Source organism: Yersinia sp. 1652 StPb PI (assembly GCF_041538345.1).
GTDB classification, from domain to species: Bacteria; Pseudomonadota; Gammaproteobacteria; order Enterobacterales; family Enterobacteriaceae; genus Yersinia; species Yersinia enterocolitica_E.
Map to the genome: position 1 here is coordinate 1,047,390 of NZ_JAULSM010000002.1, position 19,890 is coordinate 1,067,279.

The following is a 19,890-nucleotide window of genomic DNA, read 5'->3' on the forward strand; positions in this document are numbered from 1 at the left end:
GGCCATGGGGTCAGGCCAAAAAGCATAGATACAGAAAGTATAAGTACGGAAAGCATAAACCTATCGGAGCTCGGCCTTTACTATAGCGCTTCAGCTATAAATTGCTGCAAATAAGGTAGTTGAGATTGTTACAAAATCTTGAGTTGAAGTGGATGTGCGTGGAAAAAAGCAGTAAAAAGGGCTGGATAACCAGCCCTCTAATGTTAAGTCTATGGCAGGATACTTTTACTGTCAGACTTCCAGATAATTCATGATGCCATCTGCGGCTTTGCGGCCTTCGGCGATGGCTGTCACCACCAGATCAGAGCCACGGACGATATCGCCACCGGCAAAGATTTTCGGGTTACTGGTCTGAAACGCATTATCAGTGCTCTCAGGGGCCACTACGCGGCCCTGCTTATCCAATGCCACGTCATGCGCCGCCAACCACTCCATGCTGTGTGGACGGAAGCCAAATGCCATTATCACTGCATCTGCTGGTAGCACATGTTCAGACCCTGGGATCTGCTCAGCCACGCTGCGGCCTTGTGCATCAGGTGCGCCCAGTTGGGTACGAACCATCTTCACACCACAGACGTTGCCGTTGCTGTTAACTTCGATGCTTAATGGTTGCAAGTTGAATTTAAACTCAACTCCTTCCTCACGGGCGTTTTTCACTTCCCGCTTGGAACCTGGCATGTTGACCTCATCACGACGATAGGCGCACACCACATCTGTTGCCCCTTGGCGAATCGATGAACGCACACAGTCCATTGCGGTATCACCGCCGCCCAGCACTACGACACGCTTACCTTCCATATTGATATATGGCTCGTGGACGGTCGCATCAAAGCCCATCAACTGCTTGGTATTGGCAATCAGGTATGGCAGCGCATCATAGACACCCGAGGCATCTTCATTTGCCAGACCACCGCGCATCGATTGGTATGTCCCGACACCGAGGAACACCGCGTCATACTCCTTCAGCAGCGCACCCATGGTGATATCTTTACCGATTTCAGTATTGAGTTGGAATTCGATACCCATCTCGGAGAAGATTTTACGGCGCTTAATCATCACTTCTTTTTCCAGCTTAAAGGCTGGAATACCGAAGGTCAGCAAGCCGCCAATCTCTGGATGGCGGTCAAATACCACGGCTTGTACGCCGTTGCGTGCTAATACGTCGGCACAGGCCAGCCCGGCAGGGCCAGCACCGATCACCGCGACACGTTTACCGGTCGGGTGAACATGCGACATATCAGGCTTCCAGCCCATCTCAATGGCTTTATCGCTGATGTAGCGCTCGATGTTGCCGATAGTCACCGCACCGAATTCGTCGTTCAGGGTACAAGACCCTTCGCACAGACGGTCCTGTGGGCATACTCGGCCACACACTTCCGGTAAGCTGTTGGTCTGGTGGGCCAGATCCGCCGCTTCCATGATGCGCCCTTCGTTGGCCAGTTTCAGCCAATTAGGAATGTAGTTATGAACCGGGCACTTCCATTCGCAATAAGGGTTACCACAAGACAGGCAGCGGTCTGCCTGAGCTTTGGCCTGGGTTTCCGAAAACGGCTCGTAAATCTCAACAAATTCAATTTTACGGATCTTCAGCGGCTTTTTCGGCGGATCTACGCGCTGTAGGTCGATAAACTGATAAACATTCTGACTCATTTCAACCCCTTACTGCGCTTGAACCCGCAGCTCGGCTGCGGAACGGCTACGGTGGCCCAACAGTGCTTTCACGTCGCTGGATTTCGGTTTAACCAAAGCAAATTTGGTCACCCACTCTGGCCAGTTAGCCAGAATTTCTTCGCCACGGCTGGAACCGGTCAACTGAACATGCTCAGTGATCAGCCCACGCAGATGCTCTTCATGGATTGCCAATTGATCGACATCCAGGACTTCCACCAGCTCAGGGTTAACACGTTTACGGAATTCACCATCTTCATCAAGAACATAAGCAAAACCGCCGGTCATACCAGCACCGAAGTTAATCCCAGTGCGACCCAGTACACAGACAATACCACCAGTCATGTATTCACAACCGTTATCACCGATACCTTCAACAACGGTAATAGCCCCAGAGTTACGCACGGCGAAACGCTCACCTGCACGGCCTGCGGCGAATAACTTGCCGCCAGTCGCGCCATACAGACAGGTGTTGCCGACAATGCTGGCCTCATGGCTGCGGAAGTTGGAGCCGACAGGAGGGCGCACTGCAATACGGCCACCGGCCATCCCTTTACCGACATAGTCGTTGGCATCACCGGTCAGGGTTAACTCAACGCCACCGGCATTCCAGACACCAAAGCTTTGACCGGCAGTACCGGAGAAATAAGCTTTGATTGGGTCGGTTGCCAGACCTTGATCACCATGTTTAGTGGCAATCGCGCCCGACAGTGCGGCACCTACGGAACGGTCAGTATTACGGATATCGAAGTAGAACGTCTTGCTGTGTTTCGCTTCAATGTGCGGTTCAGCTTGCGACAGTAACTCTTTGTTCAGTATGCCTTTATCGAACGGAGGGTTACTTTCGGTACAATACAGCGCCTTACCCGGATGTGGCGTAGCGGTTTTCAGCATCGGCGACAGATCCAGTTTATTCTGTTTGGCTGAGATGCCATCCAGTTCCAGCAGCATGTCAGTACGACCAATTAAATCAACCAGTTGGCTTACACCCAACTCAGCCATGATTTCACGGGTTTCCCGTGCGATAAACTGGAAGTAATTAACCACCCGTTCAGGCAAGCCGTGATAATGGTCACGACGCAGTTTTTCATCCTGAGTTGCTACACCGGTGGCGCAGTTATTCAGGTGGCAAATACGTAAGTATTTACAACCGAGTGCCACCATAGGCCCGGTACCGAAGCCGAAGCTTTCTGCACCCAGAATCGCGGCTTTAACAATATCGACGCCGGTTTTCAAACCACCATCCACTTGTAGACGGATTTTATGGCGCAGGCCGTTAGCAACCAGCGCTTGTTGCGTTTCAACTAATCCTAGCTCCCACGGGCAACCGGCATATTTCACTGAAGAGAGCGGGCTGGCACCGGTACCACCGTCGTACCCAGCAATGGTAATCAGGTCGGCATAAGCTTTCGCTACGCCGGTAGCAATGGTACCCACGCCCGGCTCAGATACCAGTTTCACCGAAATCAACGCTTTCGGATTGACCTGTTTCAAGTCGAAAATAAGCTGTGCCAGGTCTTCGATTGAGTAAATATCATGGTGCGGTGGTGGGGAGATCAATGTCACTCCCGGTACGGAATAGCGCAGTTTGGCGATATAAGGTGTGACTTTATCACCGGGTAACTGGCCGCCTTCACCTGGTTTTGCACCTTGTGCTACTTTGATCTGGATAACATCGGCGTTTACCAGATACGCCGGTGTCACACCGAAACGACCAGAGGCCACCTGCTTGATACGAGAAACTTTATTCGTACCGTAACGGGCCGGATCTTCGCCACCTTCACCGGAGTTAGAGAAGCCACCCAGACTGTTCATGGCGATAGCCAATGATTCATGGGCCTCCGGGCTAAGTGCGCCGATAGACATTGCCGCCGTATCAAAGCGAGTAAACAGTGATTCAGCCGGTTCCACTTGATCCACCGGGATCGGGGTGCCTTGCGGTTTAATGGCTAACAGATCACGCAGTGTGGCAATCGGGCGCTCATTAACCAGCTTGGCATAAACCTGATAATCGCTGTATTCACCACTGTGAACCGCTTTTTGTAAGGTGCTGACCACATCCGGGTTATACGCATGGTATTCGCCGTTGTGAACAAACTTCAATAAACCGCCCTGATCCAACGGCTTGCGTTTCAGCCAGGCACGTTTAGACAGATTTTGCAGATCTTGTTGGAAATCACTGAAGCTGGCTCCACCGATACGACTGACCACGCCCTGGAAACAGAGATTAGACAAATCACGATGCAGGCCAACCGCTTCAAACAGCTTGGCACAGCGGTAAGAGGCCACAGTTGAAATGCCCATTTTGGACATGATTTTGTATAGGCCCTTGTTGATCCCATTACGATAGTTAAGCATCACATCGCGATACTTCTTATCAATCGCTTGGCTATCAACCAATTTAGCCAATGATTCATAAGCTAAATAAGGGTAAATCGCAGTCGCACCAAAGCCGAGCAGCACGGCGAAGTGATGCGGGTCGCGGGCACTGGCAGTTTCAACAATAATGTTGGCGTCGCAGCGTAGATTTTTCTCAACCAGGCGGGTCTGGATAGCGCCGACAGCAATTGGTGCGGGTACCGGCAGGCGGTTAGGGGCGATGGCACGATCAGACAGTACCAGCATTACGGCACCGTCACGGACTTTGCGCTCCGCTTCTTCACATAATCTCAGAACCGCTTGTTCCAGGTCAGTTTCGGCAGGATCAAAGGTCAAATCCACACGATCAGCACGATAATGCTCCCCTTCCAACGTGGTTAACTGTTGGAAATCAGAGAACAACAGGATCGGCGATTTAAAGCTCAGTCGGTGCGCCTGACCTTCTGCTTCGCAGAACACGTTCATTTCACGACCGATACTGGTCGCCAGTGACATAACGTGTGCTTCACGCAGCGGATCGATGGGCGGGTTGGTGACCTGCGCAAATTGCTGGCGGAAGTAATCGTAAATAATACGTGGGCCGCTGGATAGCACCGCAAATGGGGTGTCATCACCCATTGAGCCGGTGGCTTCCTGACCAATTTCACCCAGCACACGGATGACTTGGTCCAGCTCTTCACTGCTGTAACCAAATTGCTTCTGGTAGGTTTCCAGTGTCGAATCATCTAACTGACGGCTGCCCACCTGATCTTCTGGCAGATCTTCGAACGGCACCAGACGCTTAACGTTCTTCTCCATCCACTCTTTATACGGGTGGCGGCTTTTCAGATCGTTATCCGTTTCGGCTGAATGGAGGATCTTACCGCTGCGGGTATCGATCACCATCAGTTCACCAGGGCCGACGCGACCTTTTTCAATCACTTCATCGGGCTGATAATCCCAGATGCCCACTTCAGAAGCACAGGTGATCAGCTTATCTTTGGTGATAACGTAGCGCGCAGGGCGCAAGCCATTACGGTCAAGGTTACAAGCGGCATAACGGCCATCTGACATCACAATCCCGGCCGGGCCATCCCACGGCTCCATATGCATGGAGTTGAAGTCAAAGAAGGCGCGCAGGTCGGTATCCATATCTGGGTTGTTCTGCCAGGCCGGTGGCACTAGCAGACGCATGGCACGAATCAAGTCCATACCGCCACTGAGGAACAGTTCCAACATGTTATCCAGTGAACTGGAGTCAGAGCCGGTCTCATTGACGAAAGGAGCCGCATCCTGCAAATCCGGGATTAATGGCGTTTTGAATTTATAAGCACGTGCGCGCGCCCATTGGCGGTTACCGGCGATGGTATTGATTTCGCCGTTGTGGGCCAGATAACGGAACGGCTGAGCCAGTGGCCAGCGTGGCACGGTATTGGTTGAGAAGCGCTGGTGGAACAGGCAGATTGCCGACTCCATGCGCAAATCAGCCAAATCAAGATAGAAGCGCGGCAGATCCGCAGGCATACATAAGCCTTTATAGATCGTCACCAGATTAGAGAAACTACATACGTAGAAATCTTTATCTTCTGAAATACGCTTTTCGATACGGCGACGCGCCACAAACAGGCGGCGTTCCATATCACGTGGACGCCAGCCAGCAGGGGCGTTCACAAAAATTTGTTCAATCCGAGGCAGGGAGGAGAGGGCAATTTCACCGAGAACATCCGGGTTGGTCGGCACTTCACGCCAGCCGATAATCGACAGCGTTTCGTTTTGCAATTCTTCTTCTACAATGCGGCGGCTTGCCTTGGCGAGTTCTTCGTCCTGACTGAGAAACATCATGCCTACGGCATAGTTTTTGGCCAAACGCCATCCGCGTTCTTCAGCGACCATCCGGAAAAAACGATCCGGTTTTTGTAACAACAAGCCACAACCGTCGCCGGTCTTGCCATCAGCAAGTATCGCGCCACGGTGTTGCATGCGGGCCAGTGCGTGTATAGCGGTACGCACTACCTTATGGCTAGGTTCGCCTTCTATGTGGGCGATTAGGCCGAAACCACAGTTGTCCCTCTCAAGGGATTTATCGTACAACATATCAGTGAACCTCCCCAGGCTCTGCGAGACTCTCACAAACCGACTCCAGAAGGACATGGTTACATCAGGCGGGGTGGGCTGAGAGCCGCGTATTTCGCGACAAATCTGCTTTTCCGCCCTCCGCCAATGGCCTCTTGTGACGGTTCTCACAAGTGGTATAAGACTTGTTTTAAGAGGGAGTCTTAAATTACTGCATAATTATGACTAGACGTTTGCCCGTCTAGAAAGCTTCCAGCGGACCTCCAACTTAGCGAGAAAGAATACTCAGGTCAAATATAGGCTTAAGATATATCTTTAAGGTAATAAATGGGGTTATCACAATGAAAAATATATATTTATTGGTACTTTTAACCCATCTTATACTCAATAAGATAGGCGTGAAATTGTGAGCTGTCTCACTATAGTGCAATCGACAAATCTCTGCACCATGCTAGTGCCAGCGGGGATGTCAGAATTAAATTCTGCAATTTAAATATTTATTGGTTTATAAAACTATTTTTCACTGAATTGTAATAGAAGCGCTAACAGGTTGGTGGAAATAAGAAAATTTAATCATTGGTCAAGTGATTTTATTTGCATTTATAATGAATGGTTATGCGAGGTTGCACCCAAGGGCGTGGGAGTTGATCTCTGTCATCGCGAATTGCATCGCTAGCGGGTAGCCTTAAGCTCTTTTTTGACAGGCAGTGCCAAGATTATGCAGTTGCAGAAATTAGTCAATATGTTTGGTGCGGATTTACAGCGCCGTTACGGTGAAAAAGTGCATAAACTCACGCTGCACGGCGGGTTTAGCTGTCCTAATCGTGATGGAACACTCGGTCGAGGGGGCTGTACCTTTTGTCAGGTGGCTTCATTTGCCGATGAGAACATGCAGCAACAGAGTATTGCGCAGCAGCTAGCGGCGCAGGCAAAAAAAACTAATCGGGCAAAACGTTACCTGGCTTACTTTCAGGCCTATACCAGTACTTATGCAGAGGTTAATGCTTTAGCTGTGATGTATGAACAGGCTTTAGCCGAAGCTGACATTGTCGGTTTGTGTGTGGGAACCCGGCCCGATTGTGTGCCGGATGCGGTATTGGATTTATTGAGTGGTTATCACCAGCAAGGTTATGAAGTCTGGCTTGAGTTGGGGCTACAGACCGCTAATGATAAAACGCTCAAACGTATTAACCGTGGGCATGATTTCGCCTGTTATCAGCAAACAGCCCGCCGCGCCCGTGCCCGTGGGCTGAAAGTATGCTGTCATTTGATTGTCGGCTTACCCGGCGAAGATAAGCCACAGAATATGGCAACGCTAGAACAAGTGGTGGCAACCGGTGTTGATGGGTTAAAACTGCATCCACTCCATATCGTGGAAGGTAGCACGATGGGAAAAGCATGGCGGGCAGGGCGGTTGGCGGAACTGGCGTTGGAACAATATGTTGTGACTGCGGGTGAAATGATCCGCCATACTCCAGTGCAGATTGTCTATCATCGGATCTCTGCCAGTGCGCGCAGACCCACGTTGTTGGCCCCGTTGTGGTGCGAGAATCGCTGGACCGGTATGAATGAGCTGAATAATTATATGCTGGCCCATGGCGGGCAGGCCTCTGCTTTATGACCGGCTACTGCGCGTCGCCATACTGAGATTGTGCAGTGCTCACAAAATGCAGGTATTTTGAACGCCCTTTAGGGCGGCCCGCAGGGGAGCGTAGCGAATAAAATCCTCACGTGCTGCGTGTACGCTCCGGTTTTTCCGCGCTGTACGCACTCAGTCTGGCTTAGCTCGCTACGCCGTAAGTTTTGACCCCCACCTTATTTTGGCTATGCCTACCGTTTATTGGCAGATAATCGGCTTATTTCCCTATCTCTCACCGTGATTTGCAATCTTTTCCACACTTCTAAGCAAGCCATCTTATCTCTTGGCGGTTTTACGGTATGATTTATACCCTTCGTCCTTGAAGCTACAGAGTTGTTAGCTGCGCTCGCTTACCCGAATCACTTACTTGAGTAAGCTCATCGGGATTCGCTTGTTGGCTGTCCACCTGCAACTCCAATGACTTTGGGTATAGATTCCGAGGCATATTCAGAAACACTGACAGGGGTTGCTATGAAGCAAATCAGGGTATTAGCCCAGTACTACGTTGATTTAATGGTTAAGTTAGGACTGGTTCGCTTCTCACTGCTACTGGCCTCTGTGTTGGTGTTACTGGCCATGGTGGTGCAGATGGCGGTGACGTTGGTGCTGAGTGGCTCTGTTGAAACCCTCGATCTGGTACGTTCCATTTTCTTTGGTTTGTTGATTACGCCTTGGGCAGTCTATTTCTTGTCGGTAGTGGTTGAGCAATTGGAAGAGTCGCGCCAGCGCTTGTCGCGTCTGGTTGAAAAGCTTGAAGTGATGCGTTATCGCGATTTAGAGCTGAATAAACAACTGACCGAAAATATTGCTCAACTCAATCAGGAAATTGTTGAGCGTGAAAAAGCGGAAAAAGCGCACCTACAAGTGGTTGATAAACTAAAAGAAGAGATGGGGCACCGTGAGCAGGCGCAGGTTGAGTTGGGGCAGCAGTCAGCGCTATTGCGATCCTTTTTGGATGCGTCGCCAGATCTGGTTTATTACCGCAATGAAGATAATGAGTTCTCTGGCTGCAACCGGGCGATGGAGCTGTTGACGGGCAAGAGTGAGAAACAGCTGGTTGGGCTGACGCCCAAAGATGTCTATGCGCCGGATATCGCCGAAAAAGTGATGGAAACCGACGAGAAAGTCTTCCGCCATAACGTCTCTCTTACCTATGAGCAGTGGCTGGTTTATCCCGATGGCCGCAAAGCCTGCTTTGAACTGCGTAAAGTGCCATTTTATGATCGTGTGGGTAAACGGCACGGATTGATGGGGTTTGGGCGCGATATAACCGAGCGTAAGCGCTATCAGGATGCGCTGGAGAACGCCAGTAGGGATAAGACTACCTTCATCTCAACAATCAGCCACGAGCTGCGTACGCCGCTTAATGGCATTGTTGGCCTAAGCCGCATCCTGCTTGATACCGAATTAGACAGCGAACAGCTAAAGTATCTGAAAACCATTCATGTCAGTGCTATCACTCTTGGGAATATCTTCAACGATATTATTGAGATGGATAAATTGGAAAGGCGTAAAGTCCAGCTTGATAATCAGCCAATTGATTTTACAGGTTTTATGGCAGATCTTGAGAACCTTTCGGGCCTGTTGGTTCAGCCAAAAGGGCTGAAGTTCATTATGGATCCGCAATTGCCGCTGCCGGAGAAAGTGATTACCGATGGCACCCGCTTGCGCCAGATTCTGTGGAACTTAATCGGCAATGCCGTGAAATTTACTCAGCAAGGTAAAATTGTGGTGCGGGTACGGCGTGAGGGGAGTGACCGTTTGATCTTTGAAGTGGAAGATTCAGGTATGGGCATCCCCGAAGATGAACAGGATAAGATTTTCGCCATGTATTATCAGGTGAAAGATCGCAATGGTGGCCGCCCGGCAACCGGTACTGGCATTGGTCTGGCGGTATCTAAACGCTTGGCACAAAGCATGGGGGGCGATATTACGGTGAAAAGCACCCAAGGGGCCGGTTCATGCTTTACCTTGACCATTAAAGCACCTGCGGTGCAGCAAGCCGCGAGTGTGCCATCAGGCGATGACATACCTCTGCCTGCGTTGCATGTATTGCTGGTGGAAGATATCGAGCTGAACGTCATTGTCGCGCGCTCGGTATTGGAGAAATTAGGCAATAGCGTTGAGGTGGCAATGAATGGCCATGATGCACTGGCGATGTTTAAACCTGATGATTTTGATTTAGTGCTGTTGGATATCCAGTTGCCGGATATGAGCGGGTTGGACATTGCGCGCCAAATTCGGGCGGAATATGGGGCAGAGTCATTACCGCCACTGGTGGCATTGACCGCCAACGTACTTAAAGACAAAAAAGAGTATTTAGATGCTGGGATGGATGACGTGCTGAGCAAGCCGTTGTCAGTTCCGGCGCTCACGGCGATGATTAAGCAATTTTGGGATCATAAGCCCTCAACCTCGGCGAAAAAACAGGAACATAAAGTGATGCAAACCCATGAATCGTTACTTGATACTGCAATGCTGGAGCAATACATCGATTTGGTTGGCCCACAATTGATTCACCAAAGCCTGGAAATGTTTGAACAGATGATGCCCAGCTATTTGTCGGTGTTGGACTCAAACATGACGGCACGGGACCAAAAGGGCATTACCGAAGAGGCGCATAAGATTAAAGGCGCTGCCGGTTCTGTCGGTTTGCGTCATATCCAGCAGCTTGCACAGCAGATCCAAACCCCGACACTGCCAGCATGGTGGGATAACGTGCAAGATTGGGTCGATGAATTAAAATTAGAATGGCGCAATGATGTGCAGGTGTTACGTGAGTGGGTGGCGGTTGCTGAAAAAAAATAACCCCGACCGAGGCCGGGGTGCGCCAACACCAGGGAAATCGTCAACCTGCGATACTCGTCATACTTCAAGTTACATGTGCGTTGGCTGATTTCATTCACCCCAGTCACTTACTTATGTAAGCCGCTGGGGATTCGCTCAGTTACCGCCTGCCAGTAATTCGAAATACTTAGGGTATATTATTTCGATTTCGAGTGGATTCGCAGGTTGTAAGGATTCTTCCATACATCATACAAGCAACAACATAGCAAATGTAAGCGCTCTTGTTACAAGATTCATTAAAATTTGTGATAGAGATTCGTCTTTGTCACTAGAACGGGTTAAGCGATTGACAGAGTAAGAAAAGGAGAGGTGTGATGAAAACGGTCGGTGTAGTGCTTAGTGGATGTGGGGTATTTGACGGTGCTGAGATACATGAGTCTGTCTTAACAATCCTGGCATTAGATCGTGCAGGCGCAAGTGTTTTGTTCTTCGCCCCCGATAAACCACAACTGCATGTTATTAATCATGTTACCGGCGAAGAAATGGTCGAGAAACGGAATGTGTTAGTGGAGTCGGCGCGCATTACTCGCGGCCAGATTAAGCCTCTTTCTTTAGCCAATTCAGAGCAATTGGATGCCCTGATTGTGCCTGGTGGTTTTGGTGCCGCAAAGAACCTCTGCGATTTTGCAACTCAAGGTTCTGAATGTGTTATTGACTCCGATTTATATAAACTTATTCAATCAATGCATAAGTCAGGTAAACCAATTGGTTTTATGTGTATTGCGCCAGTGATGTTGCCCAAACTATTGGGTAAACCGATCCGTCTGACAATTGGTAACGATCCCGATACTATTGATGCAATTGAAGTTATGGGTGGAGAGCATGTTATTTGCCCTGCCGATGACGTGGTGGTCGATGCTGAGAATAAAGTGGTCACCACACCTGCCTATATGTTGGCAGCATCAATTTCTGAAGCGGCTAAAGGGATTGATAAGTTGGTAACTAAGGTGCTGGATTTAACCGAATGACGTTAGCCAGACGCAGATTAAACCAGCTATGGTATTGGGGAAAACGGGGCGTGATCGGCATCGTCACACTGTGGTTGGCGGGCATTTTGATTTTTGCTTTTTTGCCGGTCCCTTTTTCCATGGTGATGATCGAAAGGCAACTGGGCGCCTGGTTGACCGGTGATTTTTCCTATGTAGCGCACTCTGACTGGGTGCCGATGGATGAAATTTCGCCTTACATGGCGCTAGCAGTGATGGCGGCTGAGGATCAAAAATTCCCCGAGCATTGGGGATTTGATGTGGGTGCTATCGAATCGGCACTCTCCCATAATCAGCGCAATCAAAATCGTATCCGAGGTGCGTCGACTTTGTCACAGCAAACAGCGAAAAATCTGTTTCTTTGGGACGGGCGTAGCTGGGTGCGAAAAGGGTTGGAAGTGGGATTGACCGCCGGTATCGAGCTGATATGGACCAAGCGCCGTATTCTGACGGTGTATCTCAATATTGCCGAGTTTGGTGAGGGCATTTTTGGTGTGGAAGCCGCTGCACGCCATTTCTTTAATAAACCCGCCAGTAAATTGAGTGCTTCAGAAGCCGCCCTGCTGGCAGCGGTCCTGCCTAATCCGCTGCGTTTTAAGGTTAATGCGCCATCAGGTTATGTTATTTCTCGCCAGCAGTGGATTTTACGCCAGATGCGGCAGTTGGGTGGGAAGGAATTTTTGCAGGAAAATTCCCTATAATAGCCTTCGTCCTTGAAGCCGCAGGGGTGTTAGCTGTGCTCACTAACCCGAATCACTTGACTGCGTAAGCTCATCGGGATTAATGAGCCTCATCCTTGAGGCTCACCCTACGGGCTAGCATAAATGCTGTTCAAATTGGTTCCCGACCAATTTGTCATTTGCTGGCTGCCTACTTGCAACTCCAATGACTTTGGCTATCGGTACTGCAATTACAGTAAAGACAACGGGCTTAGATTGCGCTAAGCCCGTAGATATTTGATTATATGCAAATAAATCGAGTTATTTCACGATGGTAAACGCAGTGGTGACGTGCTTAACGCCACTAACCTGGCTGGCAATCTGTGCCGCTGATTGCCCTTCCTGCTGAGTCACCAGACCCAACAAGAACACTTCGCCGTTCTCGGTGGTGACTTTCACATTTGAAGATTTAACTGAATCTGCGGTCAGTAACTGTGAACGAACTTTGGTGGTGATCCAGGTATCCATTGAGGCGGTAGTCAGATCAACCGGCTTGCCTAAGCGCATCTCGTTATACACTTCCGTTGCGCCATCGACACCTGCGGCAATTTGTTTGGCGCGGTTAGACAGCTCTGCGGTTGGCGACTGCCCGGTCAGCAAAACTTTCCCTTGATAAGCGGTCACCACAAAGCGTGTTTGGCTTTTTATCTGCTGATCTTTGCTCAGCGCATTGACGACTCTGGCCTCAAGTGTGCCATCGTCTACCTGAGTGCCGACAGAGCGTGGGTCTGTGGCAGATTTAGTCGCAACGGCTGCGCTGCCGACAACCACGGCACCGACACAGCCTTGCAATAGCAGGGCGCTGAATAGCATGGCAAAAATATAACCAACCTTCATTCGTGCTCCTTTAATCGTCCTGATGAGGAAATAGAGTGTTATCAATTAAGTCACACAAGCAATTCACTGTGAGCATGTGTAATTCTTGAACGCGTGCACTGCGGTGCGAAGGTATACGGATTTCAACATCCTGCTGACCCAACAGGCCAGCCAGCTCACCGCCATCGTAACCGGTAAGGGCAACGATGGTCATATCACGGGTTACAGCTGCTTCGACCGCTTTCACAATATCACGGCTATTGCCACGAGTGGAAATAGCGAGCAAAACATCACCAGCATGGCCGAGTGCTCGTACCTGCTTGGCATAGACCTCATCATGTAAACGGTCGTTGGCAATAGCGGTCAGAACAACATTATCAGCATTTAACGCAATTGCAGGCAGACTTGGTCGTTCTGTTTCAAAACGGTTTATCATGCTGGCGGCAAAGTGCTGCGCGTTAGCCGCAGAAGTCCCATTGCCGCAGCAGAGAATTTTATTGCCGTTGAGCAGTGACTGAACCAACGTCATTGCTGCACGGGATATGGCATCAGGCAAAGCCTCAGCCGCGGCAATCTGGGTTTGAATACTTTCTGTAAAGCAGCCTTTGATTCTATCCAGCACGTTGATTTAATCCACTCAGTAAAATTAATATGCCCTTGGTACTTGAAGCCGCAGGGGTGTTGGCTACGTTCGTTACTCGACTCAGCCAGTGGGGCAGTGCAAGTGCCGTTAAAAATGGTTTACAACCAATTTGTCATTTTCTTGCCGGCAACCAGCAACTCCAACGTCTTAGGGCATAGCCCGGTAGTAAACCGGAAAAATTGTTAATCCGTATTGAAAGCGTTAGGCAACCACTCTACTTGGCTACCCGTGATGGCAAAAACATCAAAACGGCACGATGTTGTGGCAAAACTGGCACCTCGCTGTGCCAGCCAAATGGTGGCAGCCCGGAGTAACCGCTGTTGTTTGCTGTGAGTGACGCTGGCAGCAGCGCCACCAAATAGGGCATTACGCCTAAAGCGAACCTCAACAAACACCCAGGTTTCCCCGTCGCGCATAATAAGGTCAATCTCACCACATTGGTAGGTGACATTAGCCGCCTGAAAAATTAAACCAACCCGCTCCAGATAGCTGCGGGCCTGATTTTCGTAATGGGTACCAGTGTTCCGTTGGCTCATATTCCCTTCGTCCTTGAAGTTGCAGGGGTGTTAGCTACATTCGTTACTTGGCCCGTCCATGGGCCTCGCCTCTGCGAGGCCGCTGCAAGCAGCGTTCAAATCTGTTTCAGACAGATTTGTCACCCGAATCACTTTACGCCGCCGGTACTACCATGCCTTGACGGTATTGCAGCCAAGGTAATTTACGGGTGATAACACAATCGGCTGATGCTGTTAAATCACCGGTTGTACCGCTGACCTGGAAACCAGGAATTTGGCGCATTTGCGCAAAATGATTCGATAATGTCCACGCATCGATCCCCATGGCGTACAGACGCACCAGCGAATAGTCGTTGGCATATTTAGCCGACGCCTGCTGCATTAGTGCTGGATTAGCGCCGGCCATCAATGGAATATCACTAAACTGAATACCTTCCATCTCCAAACGGTAATCCGGGCCAGCACCTGCCTGATAGCTACGTGAACTGGCAAACAGCGCCGGTTTGCTACGTGAGCTGGTGGCCATATCAATCATCGGTTTAATCAGTGTCAGTTCAGCCGGAGTCGCAATGATATAAACTGCATCAATGTTACCACCAGCGGAGGTGGAAACTACGGGCGCATCTACTGGTGGGGCCGGGATAGTCAGGCCTGCAATGGTGACAGAGGCCGGTGCCGCAGCAGGCGTGCCTGAAACGGCAACTGGCTGGCCAGTTAGCCGGATACCCGCACCACTGTTGATAGCTTGTTTCAGTTCAGCAGTTGAACCGAAGTTTTGCTGCAATACTGTTTGACCGCCCTGTTTTTGCCACTCTTCAGCGAAGGCTTTGGCGATGCGATCACCAAAGGCACCGCGCGGGGTTAGCAACAATGGCATTCTCTTTTCCTGCCCCCATAAATGATGCGCGGCATCGCGAGCTTCATCTTCTGGCGATAAGGCGAAGTAACAGATGTTGGGACTGTTAGTACTGGCTTCCGGCTGATTTAACGCCAAGATATTCAATGTACTTGTTGTGGCCTTCAGTTGTTCAACTTCAGGTTTAAGCAGTGGGCCGACAACCAAAGTCGCGCCATCCTGCTGGGCCTGAGCCAGTAATGCCGCAATAGGCTGCGTTGTTGTGTCGTAGACCTTTACTTGTGCATTGTTGGCAGCAACAGGAGCAGCTACCGGTGCCGGTGTGGTAATCGGTGCTACTTCAGTAGGTGTTGCAGCGGCGGTATCGGTTGGCGTGGTTGCTGCTGTATCGGGTGTCGCAGCAGCAGGCGCGGCTACCGGTAACCCATTTTGAGCGGCAGTGAAACCTTGCTGGATAGCATCGGCAAATACCTGTGCCGGGCCACTGAGTGGCAGCAACAGTGCAATTTTCGCCGTTGAGGCCTGGCTGAAGTTACTGATCTGCGTTAATCCCGTTGGCAGGGTTTTCGCTGCCGGGTTTTGAGGATAACGGTTCTGCCAGTCTTTAATAGCGGCTTTCAGTAGCTCGGGATCTTGTTTGTTATCCTGATACACACGCAGTAAATCCAGCCAACCTTGCAGCACGTTTTCATCTGCATTAATCACAATATTGTTCAATTCTTGTGGTGTCAGTTGTGCCAGCGATTGCCAGGTGCCATCAATATTATCCTGATGGGCTTTATCTTTCAGTAAGGGTTCCTGAGCGATAAACGCACGAATCAGTGGCAGAGTGGCTTTACCTTGATTGGCGGCAATTTGCGCCTGATAGAAACGAACTTGCTGGTTAGCTGAGAGTTGGGTCGCATCCAACTTACCAAGAATATCAGCAGCAGCAGGGTTATTTTTCTGCGCAATCAGCAGTTCTGCGGTCAGTAATTGCTGTTCCTGACGTTGCGTATCGCTCAGATTAGCCGGTAGCGTACCGAGCTGTTCTGCCGCCGGAGGGATTTTCCCTTCACGTAACAGGGCACGAATGGCGAGTAATTGCCAGTCAGCCTTGTTATCATCACCACTCTGTTGCAACTGTCGCAGATAATAATCAGAGTTCGCGCTTGCTTCGTCCTGTATATTTGCGGGTGGCGGCGTCTGTGGCGCTCTGCCTGAACAGGCTGCCAGAATCAGTGCGGCCAGAACTACAGGGACCAGCCCTGCTTTGGAACGAACGAATGTTGAGGAAAGCATACTGTATCCAGTGATGTTTTTTTCAAGATGCTCAATATTAAATCGGTAATTCGGATGAAACAATGAATCAACACGATCGAGCAGTGATTTCTGCATCTACGCTTTATGTGGTACCCACCCCAATTGGTAATTTAGGGGATATTACCCACCGGGCGTTAGAGGTACTGAAAGGCGTTGATTTGATTGCGGCAGAAGATACACGCCATACAGGGTTGTTATTACAGCATTTTGCGATCAACGCCCGCCTGTTTGCACTTCATGACCATAACGAACAACAAAAAGCCGATCATTTGCTAGCGAAACTGCAAGCAGGCCAGAGTATTGCACTGGTTTCAGATGCAGGTACGCCACTTATCAACGATCCGGGCTACCACTTAGTGCGCCGTTGTCGTGAAGCGGGCATCAGGGTGGTGCCACTCCCGGGCGCTTGTGCGGCGATTACAGCACTTTCTGCCGCCGGTATTGCCTCGGATCGTTTTTGCTACGAAGGCTTCCTGCCTGCGAAAACCAAAGGACGTAAGGATACTCTGCAAGCGCTGATTGAGGAACCTCGAACACTGATCTTCTACGAATCAACGCATCGCTTGTTGGAAAGTTTACAGGACATGGTAACCGTACTTGGCCCACAACGCTATGTGGTACTCGCCAGAGAATTAACCAAAACTTGGGAGTCTATCCACGGCGCACCGGTTGGCGAGTTGTTGGCTTGGGTTCAGGAAGATGAAAACCGCCGCAAAGGCGAAATGGTCTTGATTGTCGAAGGACATAAAGTACAAGCTGATGATGCTTTACCGGCCGTTGCATTACGTACTCTGGCATTATTGCAAAAAGAGTTGCCGCTGAAAAAAGCCGCAGCGTTGGCGGCAGAGATTCATGGCGTGAAAAAGAATGCGCTCTATAAGTACGCACTTGAGCTGCAAGATAGTGCTCAAGAGCAAGCGGAAGATGACATTCAACAGTAATGTGATTATAATCCGCCGCGGAGTTGACCAGACAGTCGCCGCTTCGCTGCCGTCCCTTTCGGGGGAGACAGGTGAAGGGGAGGAAAGTCCGGGCTCCATAGGGCAGGGTGCCAGGTAACGCCTGGGAGGCGCAAGCCTACGACAAGTGCAACAGAGAGCAAACCGCCGATGGCCCGCGTAAGTGGGATCAGGTAAGGGTGAAAGGGTGCGGTAAGAGCGCACCGCACGGCTGGCAACAGTTCGTGGCAGGGTAAACTCCACCCGGAGCAAGGCCAAATAGGGGTTCACATGGTACGGCCCGTACTGAACCCGGGTAGGCTGCTTGAGCCAGTGAGCGATTGCTGGCCTAGAGGAATGACTGTCCACGACAGAACCCGGCTTACCGGTCAACTCCACTCATTCCATAAGACCCCGCTTCGGCGGGGTTTTTGTTTGGTCTTAACGTTGATAGCGTAAGGCATCCACGAACAACGAAAATGCGGTGGTATGCTGCCTGCAGCTCGGATAGTAGAGGTAATAACCGGGGAAAGGCTCACACCACTCTTTCAGCACCCTGATTAGATTGCCACTGGTAATTTCAACTTTTACCGCATCTTCTGGTACGAATGCCAGACCAAAACCCATGGCGGCGGCATCAATGCGTTGTCGCAAACTGTTAAAGGTCAGTTGCCCATCAACACGAACTCTTAATTCATGCCCCTCTTTTTCGAATTCCCACGCATAAAGGCCACCCATTGTCGGCAGGCGCATATTGATGCAACGATGATTTTGCAGATCTGCCGGAGTGGTGGGGATGCCATATTTAGCCAAATATGAAGGTGAGCCAACGACAGCCATACTCATATCCGGCCCAATCCGTACCGCAATCATATCTTTTGCTACCTGTTCTCCAAGGCGGATGCCGGCATCAAATCGTCCACTGACAATGTCGGTTAAGGTGTTATCGACCGTGATTTCCACATTAATGTCCGGGTAATCGGCGAGAAATGATTTCAATACCGGCCAGAGAGTCGAGTCCACGGCGTGTTCGCCAGCAGTGACACGAATATTCCCCGCAGGCCGCTCGCGCATTTCGCTTAAGGCATCCAGTTCACTCTCAATTTCTGCAAAACGTGGTCCCAGACTGTTTGCCAGTCTTTCGCCCGCTTCCGTCGGGGCAACGCTGCGGGTGGTGCGGGTCAATAAGCGAAGCTCAAGTCGTTCTTCCAACCCACGAATGGAATGACTTAAGGCCGATTGTGAAACCCCCAGTTTTGCCGCCGCTTTGGTGAAGCTTCGCTCCCTGGCAACCATAAGAAAGGAAATTAAATCGTTAAAATTCTCTTTTAACATCAGTCTCTATACCTGTTTAGCTGCCTGTGTGTTCCAGTATAGTTAAATTTATGAGTTAAATTCATATACCCATGCACATTTATCCCTCTAATCCTCTGCTCGGACATTTGCTACCTTTTTTGCTACCGACATTCATTTAATGAATGCCTCGTAATGACAAATAAATTACAGGTAGGAGTAAAAGAAATGCAAAAGCGCACATTGGGTCGCAGTAATCTCGACGTGTCCGCCATGGGCTTAGGCTGTATGGGGATGAGTTTCAGTTATGGTCCGGCTGCCGATAAACAGGAGATGATCTCTTTGTTGCACAAAGCGGTGGACCTTGGCGTGACATTCTTCGATACCGCAGAGGTCTATGGGCCTTACACCAATGAAGCATTATTGGGTGAGGCGCTGGCACCTCTGCGCGATAAAGTGGTGATTGCGACCAAATTTGGTTTTCAGGCTGATCCGAACGGCGGGCCAAAATGGATCGGTTTAAACAGTCGACCAGAGCATATTAAAAAAGTGGCGGAAGCCTCACTCAAACGGCTGAAAACGGATGTTATTGACCTGTTTTATCAACATCGCGTCGATCCCAATGTACCCATTGAAGATGTGGCCGGTGCAGTACAGGATTTAATCAAAGAGGGTAAAGTAAAACACTTTGGTTTATCTGAAGCTGGGGCGGCGACCATTCGCCGAGCTCACGCTGTTCAGCCGGTAACCGCCCTGCAAAGTGAATACTCAATATGGTGGCGTAAGCCGGAGCAAGAAATCATACCAACGCTGGAAGAACTTGGCATTGGTTTGGTGCCTTATAGTCCACTGGGTAAAGGTTATCTGACGGGTAACATGAATCAATCAACCCAGTTTGCCAGTGATGATTTTCGTAGCACGTTACCACGATTTACTCCCGAAGCCTTGGCCGCTAATCAGGCGTTAATCACCTTGATTCAGCAGGTCGCTGACCAAAAGGGTAGCTCGCCCGCGCAAATCGCTCTTGCCTGGTTGCTGGCGCAGAAACCCTGGATTGTACCGATCCCCGGTACGCGCAGACTGAATCGGTTAGAAGAGAATATTGGTGCGGTGAATGTAGAGTTGACCACTGCTGATCTGCAACAGATTAATAACGCGGCTGCACAAGTAACGATAATGGGTGATCGCTACCCCGAAACATTGGAGAAGCTTACTGGATTGTAATTTGTTCGCTTAA

The 19,890-nt window shown here is 50.2% G+C and carries 13 protein-coding genes and 1 other RNA gene; 7 read left to right on the forward strand and 7 right to left on the reverse strand.

The window, feature by feature from the left end; all coding sequences use genetic code 11:
* Positions 1-231 precede the first annotated feature (231 nt).
* Together Q2T71_RS21290 and gltB are read right to left on the reverse strand one after the other, a co-directional pair.
* Positions 232-1,650 (reverse strand): glutamate synthase small subunit, encoded by a 1,419-nt coding sequence (locus tag Q2T71_RS21290; RefSeq protein WP_372560443.1) that lies wholly within the window; start codon positions 1,648-1,650, stop codon positions 232-234.
* A gap of 9 nt (positions 1,651-1,659) precedes the next feature.
* Positions 1,660-6,120, reverse strand: a complete 4,461-nt coding sequence (gltB, locus tag Q2T71_RS21295; RefSeq protein WP_372560444.1) for a glutamate synthase large subunit — start codon at positions 6,118-6,120, stop codon at positions 1,660-1,662.
* A gap of 697 nt (positions 6,121-6,817) precedes the next feature.
* Here gltB and Q2T71_RS21300 point away from each other — a divergent pair.
* The 4 genes from Q2T71_RS21300 to mtgA all read left to right on the forward strand — a co-directional run bounded on the left by Q2T71_RS21300 (position 6,818) and on the right by mtgA (position 12,272).
* Positions 6,818-7,720 (forward strand): TIGR01212 family radical SAM protein, encoded by a 903-nt coding sequence (locus Q2T71_RS21300; protein ID WP_372560445.1) that lies wholly within the window; start codon positions 6,818-6,820, stop codon positions 7,718-7,720.
* A gap of 489 nt (positions 7,721-8,209) precedes the next feature.
* On the forward strand, positions 8,210-10,546 hold the full coding sequence (gene arcB / locus Q2T71_RS21305; RefSeq protein WP_372560446.1) for an aerobic respiration two-component sensor histidine kinase ArcB: 2,337 nt from the start codon (positions 8,210-8,212) through the stop codon (positions 10,544-10,546).
* A 353-nt stretch (positions 10,547-10,899) separates the two neighbouring features.
* Positions 10,900-11,553 (forward strand): isoprenoid biosynthesis glyoxalase ElbB, encoded by a 654-nt coding sequence (gene elbB / locus Q2T71_RS21310; protein ID WP_372560447.1) that lies wholly within the window; start codon positions 10,900-10,902, stop codon positions 11,551-11,553.
* Positions 11,550-12,272: a monofunctional biosynthetic peptidoglycan transglycosylase gene (gene mtgA / locus Q2T71_RS21315; RefSeq protein WP_372560448.1), complete on the forward strand. Its 723-nt coding sequence runs from the start codon at positions 11,550-11,552 to the stop codon at positions 12,270-12,272. The genes elbB and mtgA overlap by 4 nt, the downstream gene beginning before the upstream one ends.
* Positions 12,273-12,551: 279 nt before the next feature.
* Here the strand turns inward: mtgA and dolP are convergent, their stop codons facing one another.
* The 4 genes from dolP to Q2T71_RS21335 all read right to left on the reverse strand — a co-directional run bounded on the left by dolP (position 12,552) and on the right by Q2T71_RS21335 (position 16,401).
* Positions 12,552-13,127 carry a division/outer membrane stress-associated lipid-binding lipoprotein gene (gene dolP / locus Q2T71_RS21320; protein WP_005166550.1) on the reverse strand — a complete coding sequence of 192 codons (576 nt, stop codon included), beginning with the start codon at positions 13,125-13,127 and terminating at the stop codon, positions 12,552-12,554.
* Positions 13,128-13,137: 10 nt separating this feature from the next.
* Positions 13,138-13,728 (reverse strand): DnaA initiator-associating protein DiaA, encoded by a 591-nt coding sequence (gene diaA, locus Q2T71_RS21325; protein ID WP_004710884.1) that lies wholly within the window; start codon positions 13,726-13,728, stop codon positions 13,138-13,140.
* A gap of 203 nt (positions 13,729-13,931) precedes the next feature.
* The gene (locus Q2T71_RS21330; RefSeq protein WP_083162306.1) at positions 13,932-14,285 is read right to left on the reverse strand and encodes a YraN family protein; all 354 of its coding nucleotides are present in this window, start codon (positions 14,283-14,285) and stop codon (positions 13,932-13,934) included.
* A 133-nt stretch (positions 14,286-14,418) separates the two neighbouring features.
* Positions 14,419-16,401, reverse strand: a complete 1,983-nt coding sequence (locus tag Q2T71_RS21335; RefSeq protein ID WP_372560449.1) for a penicillin-binding protein activator — start codon at positions 16,399-16,401, stop codon at positions 14,419-14,421.
* A gap of 62 nt (positions 16,402-16,463) precedes the next feature.
* On the opposite strand from Q2T71_RS21335, the gene rsmI reads away from it, so the two are divergent.
* Both rsmI and rnpB read left to right on the forward strand, forming a co-directional pair.
* Entirely contained in the window at positions 16,464-17,363 is a 900-nt protein-coding gene (gene rsmI, locus Q2T71_RS21340) for a 16S rRNA (cytidine(1402)-2'-O)-methyltransferase (RefSeq protein ID WP_372560450.1), read from the forward strand.
* Positions 17,364-17,382: 19 nt separating this feature from the next.
* Positions 17,383-17,761, forward strand: an RNA gene (rnpB, locus tag Q2T71_RS21345) — RNase P RNA component class A.
* 40 nt (positions 17,762-17,801) lie between these two features.
* Here rnpB and Q2T71_RS21350 read toward each other — a convergent pair.
* The gene (locus Q2T71_RS21350) at positions 17,802-18,695 is read right to left on the reverse strand and encodes a LysR family transcriptional regulator (protein ID WP_372560451.1); all 894 of its coding nucleotides are present in this window, start codon (positions 18,693-18,695) and stop codon (positions 17,802-17,804) included.
* A 186-nt stretch (positions 18,696-18,881) separates the two neighbouring features.
* Here Q2T71_RS21350 and Q2T71_RS21355 point away from each other — a divergent pair, with 186 nt between their 5' ends.
* Positions 18,882-19,877 carry an aldo/keto reductase gene (locus Q2T71_RS21355; protein ID WP_372560452.1) on the forward strand — a complete coding sequence of 332 codons (996 nt, stop codon included), beginning with the start codon at positions 18,882-18,884 and terminating at the stop codon, positions 19,875-19,877.
* Positions 19,878-19,890: the final 13 nt, after the last annotated feature.